The sequence below is a fragment of the Kytococcus sedentarius DSM 20547 genome (genome assembly GCF_000023925.1).
Taxonomy (GTDB): domain Bacteria; phylum Actinomycetota; class Actinomycetes; order Actinomycetales; family Dermatophilaceae; genus Kytococcus; species Kytococcus sedentarius.
In genome coordinates, this window is the sequence record NC_013169.1 from 2,344,496 (window position 1) to 2,358,633 (window position 14,138).

The 14,138-nt window shown below is 69.1% G+C and carries 13 protein-coding genes and 1 pseudogene; 10 read left to right on the top strand and 4 right to left on the bottom strand.

What is annotated here, in order from left to right; all coding sequences use genetic code 11:
* The first annotated feature begins 22 nt into the window (after window positions 1-22).
* On the top strand, window positions 23-892 hold the full coding sequence (locus KSED_RS11095) for a hypothetical protein (protein ID WP_015780176.1): 870 nt from the start codon (window positions 23-25) through the stop codon (window positions 890-892).
* Window positions 889-2,691 (top strand): protein NO VEIN domain-containing protein, encoded by a 1,803-nt coding sequence (locus tag KSED_RS14295; protein WP_081439854.1) that lies wholly within the window; start codon window positions 889-891, stop codon window positions 2,689-2,691. Before KSED_RS11095 ends, KSED_RS14295 begins: the two co-directional genes overlap by 4 nt.
* A gap of 123 nt (window positions 2,692-2,814) precedes the next feature.
* Here the strand turns inward: KSED_RS14295 and KSED_RS11105 are convergent.
* Both KSED_RS11105 and KSED_RS13850 read right to left on the bottom strand, forming a co-directional pair.
* Window positions 2,815-3,750: pseudogene (locus KSED_RS11105) on the bottom strand (ISL3 family transposase); the annotation flags it as partial.
* A gap of 166 nt (window positions 3,751-3,916) precedes the next feature.
* Window positions 3,917-5,260 carry a M15 family metallopeptidase gene (locus KSED_RS13850; RefSeq protein WP_015780179.1) on the bottom strand — a complete coding sequence of 448 codons (1,344 nt, stop codon included), beginning with the start codon at window positions 5,258-5,260 and terminating at the stop codon, window positions 3,917-3,919.
* 457 nt (window positions 5,261-5,717) lie between these two features.
* On the opposite strand from KSED_RS13850, the gene KSED_RS11115 reads away from it, so the two are divergent.
* The 5 genes from KSED_RS11115 (at window position 5,718) to KSED_RS11130 (ending at window position 7,975) form a co-directional block, all read left to right on the top strand.
* Window positions 5,718-6,089: a hypothetical protein gene (locus KSED_RS11115; protein WP_015780181.1), complete on the top strand. Its 372-nt coding sequence runs from the start codon at window positions 5,718-5,720 to the stop codon at window positions 6,087-6,089.
* A 15-nt stretch (window positions 6,090-6,104) separates the two neighbouring features.
* Window positions 6,105-6,263 (top strand): hypothetical protein, encoded by a 159-nt coding sequence (locus tag KSED_RS14950; protein ID WP_015780182.1) that lies wholly within the window; start codon window positions 6,105-6,107, stop codon window positions 6,261-6,263.
* A 129-nt stretch (window positions 6,264-6,392) separates the two neighbouring features.
* Window positions 6,393-6,695, top strand: coding sequence for a hypothetical protein (locus KSED_RS11120; protein WP_041290943.1), 303 nt, complete (start codon window positions 6,393-6,395; stop codon window positions 6,693-6,695).
* Window positions 6,692-6,931, top strand: coding sequence for a hypothetical protein (locus tag KSED_RS11125; RefSeq protein WP_143827378.1), 240 nt, complete (start codon window positions 6,692-6,694; stop codon window positions 6,929-6,931). Before KSED_RS11120 ends, KSED_RS11125 begins: the two co-directional genes overlap by 4 nt.
* Window positions 6,932-6,985: 54 nt before the next feature.
* Window positions 6,986-7,975: an acetamidase/formamidase family protein gene (locus tag KSED_RS11130; protein ID WP_237699529.1), complete on the top strand. Its 990-nt coding sequence runs from the start codon at window positions 6,986-6,988 to the stop codon at window positions 7,973-7,975.
* A 53-nt stretch (window positions 7,976-8,028) separates the two neighbouring features.
* On the opposite strand, the gene KSED_RS11135 is transcribed toward KSED_RS11130, so the two are convergent.
* Window positions 8,029-9,909, bottom strand: a complete 1,881-nt coding sequence (locus tag KSED_RS11135) for a LamG-like jellyroll fold domain-containing protein (protein WP_015780183.1) — start codon at window positions 9,907-9,909, stop codon at window positions 8,029-8,031.
* A 90-nt stretch (window positions 9,910-9,999) separates the two neighbouring features.
* Window positions 10,000-10,890: a PI-PLC domain-containing protein gene (locus tag KSED_RS11140; RefSeq protein WP_015780184.1), complete on the bottom strand. Its 891-nt coding sequence runs from the start codon at window positions 10,888-10,890 to the stop codon at window positions 10,000-10,002.
* A gap of 167 nt (window positions 10,891-11,057) precedes the next feature.
* Between KSED_RS11140 and KSED_RS13855 the strand changes: the two genes are divergently transcribed.
* The 3 genes from KSED_RS13855 to KSED_RS11155 all read left to right on the top strand — a co-directional run bounded on the left by KSED_RS13855 (window position 11,058) and on the right by KSED_RS11155 (window position 14,129).
* Window positions 11,058-11,969: a type IV toxin-antitoxin system AbiEi family antitoxin domain-containing protein gene (locus KSED_RS13855; RefSeq protein ID WP_015780185.1), complete on the top strand. Its 912-nt coding sequence runs from the start codon at window positions 11,058-11,060 to the stop codon at window positions 11,967-11,969.
* Window positions 11,966-12,898 (top strand): nucleotidyl transferase AbiEii/AbiGii toxin family protein, encoded by a 933-nt coding sequence (locus KSED_RS11150; protein WP_015780186.1) that lies wholly within the window; start codon window positions 11,966-11,968, stop codon window positions 12,896-12,898. The genes KSED_RS13855 and KSED_RS11150 overlap by 4 nt, the downstream gene beginning before the upstream one ends.
* 235 nt (window positions 12,899-13,133) lie before the next feature.
* On the top strand, window positions 13,134-14,129 hold the full coding sequence (locus KSED_RS11155; RefSeq protein WP_081439855.1) for an IS481 family transposase: 996 nt from the start codon (window positions 13,134-13,136) through the stop codon (window positions 14,127-14,129).
* Window positions 14,130-14,138: the final 9 nt, after the last annotated feature.

The window sequence follows — 14,138 nt, forward strand, 5'->3', positions numbered from 1 at the left end:
CAAGATCCGAAGGAGGGCCACAGTGGCCAAGGACAAGACGGTCGCCCCACTAGAGGTAGAGCTCGACGAGGTCGGCCTATCGGTACTCGGCTGGGAGATCAAGAATCCCCGTGCCCGGCTCGTCACGACGCGCTATAGCGACTCTGCTTTCCACGAGATTTCGACCTCCATGGAACTGAATTTTCATCCCGACGACTGGGACGTCCGCCACCATGGCGGCTCTGACTACCTCCCAGAGCTTGTTTGCCAAATTCGTTCCCGCTCCTCAGGGCCCCTGAGTCCGTACAGTTGGGCGGCGAGCATCTTTAAATCCAAGGCGCTGCGATCCCCAAAGCTCGTATCGAAAACCAGCCGGCTGTGGGACGCGGTCGAACCCCATGACCCCGACGATATTTACGTGTGGATTGGTGCCCACGACTGGACGGAGTGCCCCTCGGAACCCAGCCCCTCCGCCGCCTGGCGGGAAACGGAGTGCATGCTCGTAGACACTCGCCAACTGCAAGGGATCGGCTGCCGAGTCGGGCAGATTGCTGCCCACTTGACCAATGACACCCTGGCCGTGACCCTGCGCATGACACACCCACTCGGTGGAATCGAAGACCTGATGAAAGCGGGGCATGATCATGAGTCATGGGCTGTCGACTTGGATGCACCGGCGCAAGAGCAGGAAGAGTTTGACGCACCCGGACCAAACGTGATCATCCAAGTTTTCGATGAAACTGGTTTTTTGCTCGATAGTCACGAGAGGCAAATGATCGGATATATCACTGTAGGCGCAGGGGGGAATGTCCCCACTAGGCCTCCCTCTTCGCTCACGGTGAGCACGTTCGACCTCGACGACCTGCCCGGAACAGTGGACCGTGTAGTCGTTCGCCTGGAGGACCCCACGTGAGCCGCCTCATCGGAGAGGTATTGCAGTTGCGCGCGCAACTCATCCGCGAGCACACTCAAGCACCCGGTTTGTTCCGTGAGATGGCACATGTGGAGAACCTGCTGGCCGAAACGTACAGGGCTCGCGTTCTTTACGAGTTGCTGCAGAACTCCGATGACGCTGGGGCGGCACATGTTCGCGTTTCCATCACTGACGAACGACTGGCGTGGTCCAATGATGGTCGCCCCTTCACGTCGCCCGACTTCGAGGCCCTGTGTCGCTCGGCCAGTTCAACCAAGACGCGCGGAGACTCCTCCATCGGCTACCGTGGGATCGGCTTCAAAGCCGTCGCCTCCGTCGCCCAGCATGTCGAGGTGCGCTCGGCTGGTCTAACGCTGCACTTCGACCGCTCAGCCGCCGCGGAGTCGCTCGGCAGCACAGCCGCAAGCACTCCCCTTCTCCGAGTCCCCTCAGCGGTCGAAGCGTCCGCTCTGACTCCGGGGGCAGAGTTCGTCATTCACCTCAGCCCCAGCACATCGGAGCAACTGGCACTTCACCCGATATCAATGCTCTTTCTGCGAAACGTCGAATCGCTGGAGTTGAGTCGGGGAGATAGTATTGAACTGTGGCATTGCCAGCGTGAACCGGACAAGGTCACGCTGAGTGTCGATGGACGGTCGACGGTGTTCCATCGAATGGCAGAGGGCGACGTGCAAGTACTCGTGCCAGCAGACCCGCACGCCTTGAGCCTCACCGGTCGACGGGGTCGGCTCTGTTGCTTCCTCCCCCTCGACGACGAACTGGGTCTACCTGCCATCGCATCCGGCCCGGTCCTCACAGATCCTTCACGAACGCACGCGACCATCTCGGATCCCGCAACGCAGGCTGCGCTCGAGACCGTCGGCTCGCTCGTCGGCCGACTTTTGATGAGTTCATCGAGCCCGGCAAGCCAACGACTCTGGGACCTCTTGATGCACGGGGAAGATCTACGTCAGGTTCTCCTCGAAGGAGGCACCACGATCGGGAGTTGCGTGCTCTCCGCGGCGAAGCGGTGGATGAACAGCTCAGAGTGGCACTTCTCTTTCAGCGAGATCCCGCTCGACGCTACGGATGTCGAGCTGGTCTTTCCCCAGGGTGCCCCCTCTGCCCTCTACCGGGAGGACTCGACAAGCGCGGCGAGGAGTCTTCGGACCGCCTTCGGAGCACCCACTCTTCGCGCTGGCGAGCTGGCCAACAGCGGAGTTGCCGCACAACTCTCTGCTCCCACGCGCTCGCGACTCAGCCGACGACTCCTTGAGAACGCCCGTGTCGAGGGGCGCAACCTCACCGAAGCGGAGCAGAACATCGTCGGGAGTGCCCGAGCCTCTGAACCCGAAGCCACCTCCCCGGGGCTAGTTGACCCTCGCCTTCAGACACAGAATTCAACCACCGAGACCTTCTCCGGAGCGATGAGCCGCTGGCGCACGGCCGAAGTCGCTGTACTGGAGTACCTCAATCAGCGTGGCTGGGAGCTCACAGATGTCTCACGACAGAACGTGGGGTATGACCTGGAGGGCGCGGCTGATGACGGCATCCCCGTGCACATCGAGGTCAAGAAGGTTGAATCGAAGAACTCACGCTTCTCCCTCACCAACAATGAGATGTCTGTAATGGTTGGCGCATCGAATCGCTACCTCTTAGCGATCGTCATCGGCGACGGCGCTTCTGCGCAGCTGGCGCTACTTGACCCCCTCCTCGACCAAGTCCCCCGCGAACGTGTCTGCCGTCGCTGGGAGTGGGAGTATACGGACTGGAGCCGATTCGTAACACTCGTCGCGTGAGGATGGGCGCCCTCTCCCCAGCCCGTGTTGGATGGCGCCTTTCCACTAGCTCTGCTGCCGGCTCAATCAGGATAATACTTTTCCTGTCCCCCGGGAGCCCGTGGGCACAGGAAAAGAGGCTCTTCACAAACGAGGGTGTAGTCGGGGCCTGAATCCGCCAGCTTCGAGGAGTGCTCGGGCGATGTAGTGGGTGAGGTTGCGGAACCCGAGGGCCAGCCCGCGAAGATGCTCAAGTCGTCCATTCACGGCCTCGGTAGGTCCGTTGCTGGTGCGGGGTCGCTCGAAGTAGGCCAGGACATCGCAGACGCGTCTGGCCAGGGTGCGGCCGAGCTTGCGCAGCTCGACCAGCGGTCGGGGCACCCCGTCGGCGAGGGCATCGATCACCGAGCTCATCTCGACGCGGCCGGTGACCCGGTTGGGGTCTCGGTAGGCGGAGATCATGCGCTGGTAGATGCCCCAGGTGCACTCGACCTGGACGTGCCGGTCCCCGGTGAACAGCTTGTCGAGGCGCTCGTGTTGACGGTCGGTGAGCAGGTCGGCGCCGGTGTGCAGGGTCCGGCGCGCCGAGTAGAGCGGGTCGTCCTTGCGGCCGCGGTGCCCGTGCAACTCCTGCTGAACGCGGCGGCGGCACTCATCCAGGGCGTCGCCAGCCAACCGGATGACGTGGAACGGGTCCATGACAGTGACCGCGTCCGGCAGTTCCTCGGTGGTGGCGGTCTTGAACCCGGCGAACCCGTCCATGGCGACGACCTCGATCCCGTCGCGCCAGGCCTGGTCCCGCTGCGCGAGCCAGTCCTTGAACGCCTTCTTGCTGTGGCCCTCGACCACGTCCAGCAGGCGGGAGGGCCCGGTACCGTCCCGGACCGGGGTGAGGTCGATGATGACGGTGACGTACTTGTCGCCCTTCCTGGTGTGCCGCCACACGTGCTCGTCGACCCCGACCGCGTTCACCCCGTCCAAGCGGGACGGGCGGTCGATCAGCAGCCGTTGACCTTCGGCCAGGACGGCGTCGTTGGCGGTGTTCCACGAGACCGCGAGCCCCTCGGCGACGCGGGCCACGACGCTTCGCACCAGCTGCGCCGTGGTGGGCTGCGGGGCGGCTCCCCGAGAGTCACCCGCGGTGGGCGGCGGGGTGGGGACCGGGCGTGCCCATGGCAGTCAGTGCAGCGTCGCGTGGGCAGTGCCCGGTGGACGCACGGGATGTTGCGGAGTCGTGATGCGGGGCTCAGCCGACGTACTCGAAGTGCCAGTACTCGGGGTTCTTACCCCACGGCTTGGCCCAGCCCGGGTGCACCCAGCCGTAGCTCGGACCGTTCTGCACCAGCCACGTGTACCGGGTGGTGCCGAATCCGAACCGGCGCGGGTCCTCCGGGGCGTCGCAGGCCGGACGCGTGGTGGACCCGTGGTTGGAGTACCCGGGCACGGCCGCCTTGGTGCCGAACGCCTGGCGGTAGGCCACCTGCGTGTCGTAGGTGCGGTAGCACTCGTCCCACGGCAGGTCCTCGTTGAATCGCGCCTTGTAGGCCAGGTTGAGGCCCTTCAGGTCCCCGATCGCGCCGCAGGCGGTGAGCACGTGGGAGGCGACGGTCGTGCCCTGCACGTTGCACAGGGTCGATGGGTGGTGGCGGCCGTTCGTCCCGGTGTAGCGGGTGTGCGTGGTGGTCAGCTCCGCCATCGGGACGTACTTGCCACCGGGCATGTGGAACCAGGACCCCTCGACGACGCCCTTGACCATCCCGCCGCGGGGCAGGTAGTGCACGTCGTAGGAGCTGGAGGCGGCCTTGCGGTCGTAGACGTCGACGAAGAGGTCGTCGGTCTTCTGCCGCACGTGGCGCACCACCGTGGTGGGCTCCTGGGAGGTGGCGCCGGCCGTGAGGTACCGCAGGGCGGTGTACACCGTGCGCCCGTTGTCCGTGAACCTCACCCAGCCGTTCGACAGCACCGTCGCATTGGTGATGACGTACCCCTTGGGCACCGCACTCACCTTGGCGTACCCCACGCCCGGCCCCGTGCGCAGCGTCAGCCACGACGCCCCCGTGACCGTGTAGGTCGTCGCGGTGGGGGCCGCCGTGAGGTACCGCAGGGCGGTGTACACCGTGCGCCCGTTGTCCGTGAACCTCACCCAGCCGTTCGACAGCACCGTCGCATTGGTGATGACGTACCCCTTGGGCACCGCACTCACCTTGGCGTACCCCACGCCCGGCCCCGTGCGCAGCGTCAGCCACGACGCCCCCGTGACCGTGTAGGTCGTCGCGGTGGGGGCCGCCGTGAGGTACCGCAGGGCGGTGTACACCGTGCGCCCGTTGTCCGTGAACCTCACCCAGCCGTTCGACAGCACCGTCGCATTGGTGATGACGTACCCCTTGGGCACCGCACTCACCTTGGCGTACCCCACGCCCGGCCCCGTGCGCAGCGTCAGCCACGACGCCCCCGTGACCGTGTAGGTCGTCGCTGTGGATGCGGTCGCGGCGGCGGGGGCGGTCCCGGCCATCGCCATCGGGGCGGTGGCGGCGCTTCCCAGCGCGAGGGCGCTGAGGACGGCCAGGGTACTGGCGAGGTGCTTCTTCACCGGTGGTGCTCCTGCAAGGTGTGTGAGGGGTTGCCCGAGCGGTGACCGACGACTCGGACCGTGGGGGGGACGCCCCGACACTAAAGGGCACGCGACCTCCGGGTGGGACACCGGCCGCCGGGCGACAGCGATTCGATAGCGAGGCGACAGATCGGTGCCGGGTACTGCGCGACAAGGACGCGGACGGCGGCCGCACCCGCGCCCCGGCGCCCAACGCTCAGGAGAGCCCATGTCCACCCACGAGCAGTCCGGCGCCACGCCGATGCACACCCCGGAGCCCGCCGCCGAGGCCACCGCGCACGCTCCGGCCCCCGATGCCGCGCAGCCCTCGACCTTCGAGACCGCGTAGTCCGCGGCCGTAGATGCCGCGCAGTCCACCCCGTTCGCGGCGGACGAGACGCCGACGCCCTACCCGACGGCGCCGCAGCCCGAGGAGTCGGCGCACCAGCAGGCGCAGGTGGGCCACCAGCAGGCGCCTTACCCGGCCTACCAGCAGGCGCCCACCCCGGCCCCCTACGTGGCCGCTGCCGGGCAGCCCGGCCCGGGGGCTGCGCCCGGTCAGATGACCGTGGCCCCGACGAACCCGGCACTGATGGCCCTGGCCAGCTTCCTCGTGGTGGGGCTGGGCCAGGCGCTCAACGGCCAGGTGGGCCGCGGTCTGCGGTTCTTCTTCACGGCCGTGGCGCTCCTCCTGCTCTCGATCCCGCTGACGGTGATCTTCCTGGGCTGGACGATGTGGATCCTCTGGGCCGTCAACTGGATCTGGTCGATGGTCAACGCCTACAAGGGCGCGCAGAAGTGGACCCTGAAGCACGGCATCATCAGCTGAGCCGGGCCGCTGGCCGTGGGTTACCCCATCGAGGAGGCGCTGCGGCGCGCCGAGCAGGCCGTGGCGCCGCACGTGGACCGCGCCCGGCGGGCGGCGGCGCCTCACATGGAGAGGGCCCGGGACGACCTGCTCCCCGCCGTGGAGCGGGCCGGCAGCGCGCCACGCCCCTCGTGACCTCGGCGGTGGAGCGTGGTCGCCGCGGTCTCGATGCCACGGGCCGCGCCACCGGGCACGTCTCCGCGCAGGAGTGGGCGGCGCTCGAGACCTCCGGGGCACACCCCCTGGTCGCCCGGCGCGCGGATCGTGACCGGGCTGGTCTTCCTGACCATGGGGGCGTGGATCCCGTTGATGCTGACCACTGTTCACGGCGCCAGCCCGCTGGTGGCCGGCGTCAGCCTGGGGGTGACCGGCACCCTGTGGGCGGTGGGCTCCAACCTGGCGGGGCTCGATGCGGTGCAGCGTCGCCTGCCGCCGTGGGAGCGGGTGCGGGCCGGGTTCGTGCTGCTGGCCCTCGGCTGCGTGGGCCGACACTGCTGGCGCCCGGGTGGCTGGGTCTGGTGCCGGCGATGGTGCTGTGGGCGGTGGCCGCGGTGGGGATGGGCGTGATTGCCAACACCACCAGTTCCGAGGTGATTGCCCGCTCCGGCGAGGAGGAGCAAGGGGTGAACAACGCGGCCATGACCTTGGGGATGAACGTGTCGGCGGCCGTGGGGTTCGCGGTCGGTAGGGCCGTGGTGGCGTGGTTCGCCGACGACCTGACCGGCGGGGTCTTCGCGGGGTTGACCGCCTCGGCGGGGGCGGTGGCCGTCGTGGCGGCGGTGGCGGCGCGGCGGTTGCGGTGAGGTTCCGCGAGGATGGCCACCCAGGCAGTCCACCGCCCCCGAGGAGGCATGCCCATGACCACGCACCTGCTCCCCCAGCACACCGGCGCGCCCGGCATCTCCGCCGAGCGCGAGCCGCGACTCACCGTCACCCCCGGCGCCGGGGACCGCATCACCTTCGAGACGAGCGACGCCGCCTACGCCCAGATGGACGAGGTCCGCGACCTGGCGAAGGTCACCGAGCCGCTCAACCCGGTGACCGGGCCCGTGCTCGTCGAGGGCGCCGAGCCGGGCGACGTGCTGGCGGTGACCATCCACGACATCGAGCTCGGCGAGCACGGCTGGTCGGTCTACATCCCCGGGGCCGGTGCGCTGGCCGGTCCGATGGGCGACGAGTGGTTCGTCCGCCGGGTGCCGCTGGTCGACGGGCACGCCCAGGTGGCCGAGGGGGTGAGCGTGCCGATGGCGCCGATGATCGGCTGCATCGGCGTGGCCCGCCCCGGGGGCGAGATGTCCACGGTCATGCCGACCTACCCGACCGGCGGAAACATGGACCTCACCGACGCCGCCGTCGGCAGCACCGTCTACCTACCGGTGCAGGTGGCAGGCGCGCTGCTCTACATCGGCGACCTGCACGCGGTGATGAGCCGGGGCGAGTCGTCGTTCGTGGCCATCGAGGCGGCGGGGCGGGCGACCGTCTCGGTGGACCTGGTCAAGGCCGCTGACGGCCGCTCGCGTCGACACCGGGAACGAGCTGGTCTGCGTGGGGCTCGACGACCCGGTGCAGGACTCGGTCATCCAGGCCTACGAGGCCCTCTTCGCCGTGCTCACCCAGGAGCACGGGTACTCCAAGGACGACGCATACGCGCTGATGAGCGCGGTGGTCCACACCGAGCTCGGCGGGCCGACCGGCTCGCAGGACCCCGACCCCGTGCACCCCTTCCGCAGCGTCGGGGCCGTGACCCTGGCGCGGATCAGCACCGAGTACCTGCGCGGCGGGGCGAAGCACCCCGGGGCGTGACAGGGGGGCGTTGGCCGGCGGCGTGGGCTGAGTTGCAGTCATGACGAGGGGCTGGGCCACGCGGCCCAGCCCCCTCTCACGCGCGGTCGGCGCCCCCTCAGCGCTGGTTCATGAACTCCCGTGGGCTCAGAGCACGCCCGACGATGCGAACGTCACCCAGCGTCGTCCGGGTCACGGCGTCGAGCACGCCGTCCCACTCGTAGCCGCCCACGAGCCAGCGACGGTCGAGGGCGCGCAGCCCACGGTTGCGGGTGTGCGGGTTGCGGGCGACGGGGCAGCCCACGACGTACATCGTCGTGTGCTTGCGGTCGTTGACCACGGCCACGTGCCACCAGCGGTCGGTGCGCAGCTCGTGGCCCCAGTTCGTCAGCCCCTCGCGCTGGGAGATCGGGTAGGAGACGAACTGCAGCTGGCGCTCCCCGGAAAGGTTCAGCGAGACCACGGGCTCCTCGGCGTCGCCCCCGGTGCCGCCGGCCTCGCCGGCGCTCCCCTGGCGGGAGAGCAGCGAGGTCCAGGCGTCCCGGTCGGACCAGTCCTGCGGCATCCGGAAGAACGCCTCGATGGTGTAGCCGCGCTCGAGCTCGTCGTCGTTGAGCGGGGCCCCGGCCACGGTCCGCAGGTAGTCCCCGGCGTCCTTGACCGCACCACCGAAGGCCAGGCTGGCGTGGCCGGGCTGCCCGGGGTGGAACTCGCCGACGACCTCCACACGACGGCCGTTGCTCACCACCTCCAGGTGGTTCCCGTGGCCGGAGAGGTCCTCGATGCGGGCGGCCCGGTCCAGCGCACCCGTGGGCAGCTGGTCCCACCGCCAGTAGGCGAGGGTGTCGCGCACCAGCACCGCCTCGGCCGGGCGGGGCTGCGGGGTGGGCTCCGGCGCGAAGCCCGCGAAGCGCTCGGCGAAGTCGATCTCGACGCTGAAGCGGTCCGCATCAGAGGTGAGGGTGAGCTCCTCCCGGGCCAGGGCGCAGTCGGCGGCCTCGTTCGTCTCCAGCCAGGGCACGACGGTCTCGACGTCGATCACGCCGCGGGCCAGGTCGAAGCGGTACAGGCGCAGGGCAGCGGCACCGCCGTAGTAGAGCTGCTGGTAGTTCGCCAGGTGCAGGTGGGTCTCGTGGCCAGCGTCGTTGGTCATGACCGTGCGACCGGTGGGCCAGAAGTGGCCGTTGATGCTCAGGAAGACGTGGTCGTGGCGGCGGATCAGCCGGTCCCAGACGTCCTGGCCGTAGTCGGAGAGGTGGCCCACCCCATCGCCGTGGTCGGCGTGGATGACGTCGTGGGTGGTGAGGATCGTGGGCAGGTGTCGGTGGCGCGTGAGCATCCGATCGGCCCAGGCAAAACCCGCCTCGGAGAGGCGCCAGTCCAGGGCGAGCACCATCCACTCGCGTCCGGCGGCGGTGAAGGTGTGGGCGCTGTTGTAGCCGTCGGGGCTGACCGCCAGCACGCCCGACTCGCGGGTGGAGCGGACGAAGTGCTGCAGGTAGGGGGTGCTGCCGCGCTGGTCGGTGGTCGAGGAGTCGACGTCGTGGTTGCCGGTGAGCGTCGCGAAGGGGATGCGGGCGCGGCGGACGATCGACCACGCGTCGTCGAAGGCGGCGATCTCGTGGGGCAGGCCGCTCTCGGTGAGGTCGCCGAGCTGGGCCAGGAAGGCCAGGTTGAGCTCGTCCCGGTGGCGGCGGAGGTACTTCAGCGAGGCCACGAGCGGCTCGGCGACGATCGAGTCGTCGTCGAAGAGGTACTGCGTGTCGGGCAGGACGGCGAGGGTGAACTGGAGGTCGGGCGAGGCGTGGGGGCCACGACGGCCCGGCGTGCCGTGGCCCTGGGGCTCGTGACCCTCGGAGGTGGCGGCCGGGTGGGCACCGGCCATCGCCGGAACGGCGAGCAGGCCGCTCAGGGCGGCGGTGGACCCACCGGTGAGCAGGGCACGACGGGAGGGGGTGGCGGCGGACGGGTGGGCAGGCGGCTGCGAGGGGGTGTTCATGGGCCGGAAAGTAGGGGATTTCCGTGACCGTGGGATGGCGGGTGGGTGAACGGGCGGATGACAGGGCGCTGGGCCCGCGCGCTGGCCCGCTCAGCCGCGGTCGTGCTGCAGCAGCCAGGCCTGGAGCTCGGCGAGGTGGTCGGTGTTGATCGCGTCGACCCCGGCGGCGAGCAGCTCGGCCCAGACGTTCTCCCGCAGCCAGATCGTGTCCGGCGTGGCCCAGAAGCGCACCTGCTGGCCACGCGCGTGGGCCTCGGCGACCAGGGCGTGGAGGCGGTCCCGCTGGCTGGCCGGCATCGGGCCGATGCCCACCCAGGAGAAGTGCGAGGACCAGCTGGCCGAGACCAGCGGCAGGTCCGCGGCGGTGGCGCCGGCCGGCATCGGGGCACCCAGACGGCCGTCGGAGGCGGTCCAGCGAAGCGGCGCGTCGAGCACCGGGTTGGCCTGCTGGCCGGAGAGGACCACGGTCACCGCGCCGGAGCGCTCCCGACCGTTCTTCCAGGAGGTGACGGTGCGGCCGTAGGTGGGCAGGAGATCCTCGAGGAGGGCGCGGGCCTCGGCACCACCGGACTTCACGTCCACCAGCAGGCGCACCGGGCGGGCGTGACCGGGGTACACCCAGCCGCCGTTCGCCTCCGCGATGCGGGCCAGCGGGTCGAGGTAGAGCTCGCGCAGGGTGCGGGACGGGTCGGGCCAGGCGTGGCCGATGAGGAGCTCGTCGCCCTCGAGCCAGACGTCGGCCTCGACGGAGGTGAACCCGTGGGAGAGCGCGTCGAGGAGCGGGCGGCGGTGCTCGTAGTCGTTGTGGGCGTGGGCACGCCAGAGCGGGGTGATGCCCGTGGCGGGCGTGGTGGCCCGGGTGTTTGCGGCGCGAGGGCCGGCGACAGCCCCGACGTCGGGCAGGAGGGTCAGGGCGGAGGCGAACGCACCACCGGCCAGCAGGGTGCGACGGGTCACGAAGGCGGAGTGCACGGAGGACATGCAGGCACCCGAACACAGGCGAGTGACGCAGGGGTGAACGGCATGGTGGTGAGGCCCCACATCCGGCAGTTCCACAAAGTCAGGCGTCGTCGCTGCGAGAGTCCTGTTGCCCGAAGCCCGCTGACTAAATATCATGTGGGTGTCATTTAGTCAGCAGGGGAGGTGCCATGAAGGCCTATGACGCCTTGACGACCTTGGTGGAACTCGGCACCGAGCAGGACGGCCTGGTCACGACCGCCCGGGCCCGCGAGTTCGGCGTGACCCCCGTGGACCTGAAGCGCCTCACGGACACGGGACACGTGACCCGCCTTCGTCGAGGGGTGTACGCCCTGCCCTCCGCCCCCCCAGGCCCCCTGCAGGAGCTCCGGGCAGCCTGGCTGGAGGCCAGCGGCCGGGACCGCTCGGGGGCCGAGCCGCCGGACACGGTCGTGAGCCATGTGTCCGCCGCCGCAATGCACAGCCTGGGCGATCTGATCCCCCAGAAACACGAGTTCACCTCGCCACGACGGCGCCAGACCATCCACCCGGACGTGACCTTCCACCGGTCCGGCCTGTCCCCGGCGGAGTGCACGATGGTGAATGGCTTGCCGGTCACGACTGTTGCCCGGACCCTGGAGGATCTCGCGGCCACCACGACTGACTTCGACCACTTCTCCGCGATGGTCAAGGACGCCTTCTCCGCTCCGGGGGTGAGCTTCGGGGCCCTTCTTCGCACCCTCGATCGCTGCGCCCCGCACTTCGGCCTGGAGGACCACAGCGAGCTCATGACCGAAGCGTTCGAGCGTGCCGGGACACCCCCCGAGCTGGAGGCACTCGAGAAGGTCGTACGGCAGGCCGTTCAGCCCATTGCCCGCCGGGCGGCCGAGCATCTCGCGCCCCTGACCGCTGCACTGAAGAACTCGGCGCTCACCGCACAACGCTGGGACCGAGCCCTTGCCCCCACACTCGTCGGGCTGAACTCGAGCCTGGCTGACGAGCGTCTTCAGCGCAGCCTCCAGAAACTCGCCGCGGACATCACGGCCGCCGAGGCCACGGCAGCACTCGATGACCAAGCGTCCGAGAAGGAGACCCCTCGATGAACCCCCGCCGCCCCCAGACACCGCAGGCCAGGGCCCGTCAGCTCACTGACCGGCTGCGCCAGGAGGCGCGCGGCCGTGGTCTGCCCGTCGATCGCCTGCGCAAACAGTTCGTCTTCGCCCTCCTGTTCAAGCGTCTCTTCGCTGACAACCAGGACGAGTGGCTGCTCCTGGGTGGGAACGCCCTGCTGGTCCGCATCGGCGGAGGCCGCCTCACGCAGGACATCGACCTCGCACATGCATCACAGAGTGGTGATCCCCACGCGCTCCTGGAGGATCTGCGCGCCAAGGCCGCCACCGACAACGGCGACGGGTTCAATTTCGAGTTGCTCGACATCACCACCCACGACCGCGTCGATGAGTACGGATACGGCACCCGGGCCCACAAGATCCGTGCACGCGCCATGCTGGGCGGCACCCTGTTCGAGCCCTTCTCCATCGACGTGACCCAGCGCCGCCATGTCGAGGGACCGGTTGATCGGGTGCGCCCCACCCCTGTCATCGATGACCCGGCGCTCGACGACCTGCCCGCCATCCCCGTGGCCCCGATCGAGAACCACATGGCCGACAAGGTCTGTGGGATGTACGAGCGCCACAAGCGCGACACACCCTCCACCCGCTGGCGCGACCTGGCGGATCTCGTGCGCGTCACCACCGCCCTGAAGATCGACGCAGAGCGTCTCCACCGGATGCTGGCGCACGAGGCCGAACGACGTCGCCTCTCCCTGCCGTCGGCCATGGTCTCCCCAGGGCCTCGCTGGGCAGGTGAGTACCCGCGGAACGCCAAGACCTTCGAGGAGTTCCCGGAGGAGTTTTACGCCCTCAACGCCTCGCTGGCTGCGGCAGGGCGGTGCTTGGACCCCGTGCTCGATGGCACCCGCACCAGGGGCACGTGGGACCCTGCTCGCCAGCGATGGGAGGACCCCGCGTGAGCGACCTGAAGCTCTTCCGCATCGAGGGCGGCCGGCCACGCACTGGGCGTTGGACCTGACCCAGCTGGCCACGGCATCCCTTGCTTGGCTGGTTCCGGTCCTAGCCCTGGTCTTCGACGCCGGTTCATCTAGGTGTGATGTCCAGGGACGTTGTTGCGGGACTCGCTGATAGGTGAAGGCCTCCTGTTGCGAGAGTGGAGCTGTCTAGGAACCGCTTCACGCCCAGGAGGCCTTCGTGGCCCACGCTAACGCTGCTCTGACCCCTCGCGCTCGGTTGCGCCTGGCCAAGCTCATCGTCGAGGAGGGGTGGCCGGTGGCCGTGGCAGCCAAGATGTTCCTGGTCTCACCACCCACGGCCCGCAAGTGGGCTGCCCGGTACCGGGACGAGGGACCGGCCGGGATGACAGATCGCACCAGCCGGCCCCATGTGATGCCGACCAAGACACCACCGGCGGTGGTGAAGAAGATCGTGAAGGCCAGGTGGCGACGCCGGCTCGGCCCGGTGCAGATCGCCGGCGAGCTGGGCATGCCGGCCTCCACGGTCCATGCCGTGCTCGTGCGCTGCCGGCTGAACCGGCTGGCCCGCATCGACCGGGTCACCGGTGAACCAGTCCGCCGGTACGAGCACCCTCACCCCGGGTCGCTGATCCACGTCGATGTCACGAAGTTCGGGCGGATCCCTGACGGGGGTGGGCACCGCTTCGTCGGCCGCCAGCAGGGCCTGAAGCACCGTGCGGCGACGTCGGACCGAGAAGGCACCCGCGACCACCGGTACCAGCCCAGGCTCGGGGTGGGACACCTGCACACCGTGATCGATGACCACTCCCGGGTCGTCTACGTCGAGATGCACGCCGATGAACGCAAGGAAACCGCGATCGGTGTACTACGCCGGGCCGTCGCGTGGTTCGCCGACAATGGCGTCACGGTGGAACGGGTGCTGTCGGACAACGGCTCGGCATACAGATCCGCCGCGTGGAGCCAGGCCTGCACCGAGCTGGGCATCACTGCCAAACGGACCCGACCGTATCGACCGCAGACCAACGGGAAGATCGAACGTTTCCACCGCACCCTGGCCGACGGATGGGCCTACGCCCGGTTCTACACCAGTGAGACCGAACGCCGAGACGCCCTTCCCGGCTGGATCCACTTCTACAATCACCACCGGGTCCACTCCGCGATCGGAGCCCCACCCATCACCAGGCTCAACAACCTGGCTGGACATCACATCTAGGCGTCCCCA

Bases quoted from the DNA above. Each gene is read 5' to 3' on its own strand.
- KSED_RS11130 (WP_237699529.1), top strand. From the start codon at position 6,986: ATGACCACGCACCTGCTCCCCCAGCACACCGGCGCGCCCGGCATCTCC.
- KSED_RS11135 (WP_015780183.1), bottom strand. From the start codon at position 9,909: ATGAACACCCCCTCGCAGCCGCCTGCCCACCCGTCCGCCGCCACCCCC.
- KSED_RS11140 (WP_015780184.1), bottom strand. From the start codon at position 10,890: ATGTCCTCCGTGCACTCCGCCTTCGTGACCCGTCGCACCCTGCTGGCC.
- KSED_RS13855 (WP_015780185.1), top strand. From the start codon at position 11,058: ATGAAGGCCTATGACGCCTTGACGACCTTGGTGGAACTCGGCACCGAG.
- KSED_RS11150 (WP_015780186.1), top strand. From the start codon at position 11,966: ATGAACCCCCGCCGCCCCCAGACACCGCAGGCCAGGGCCCGTCAGCTC.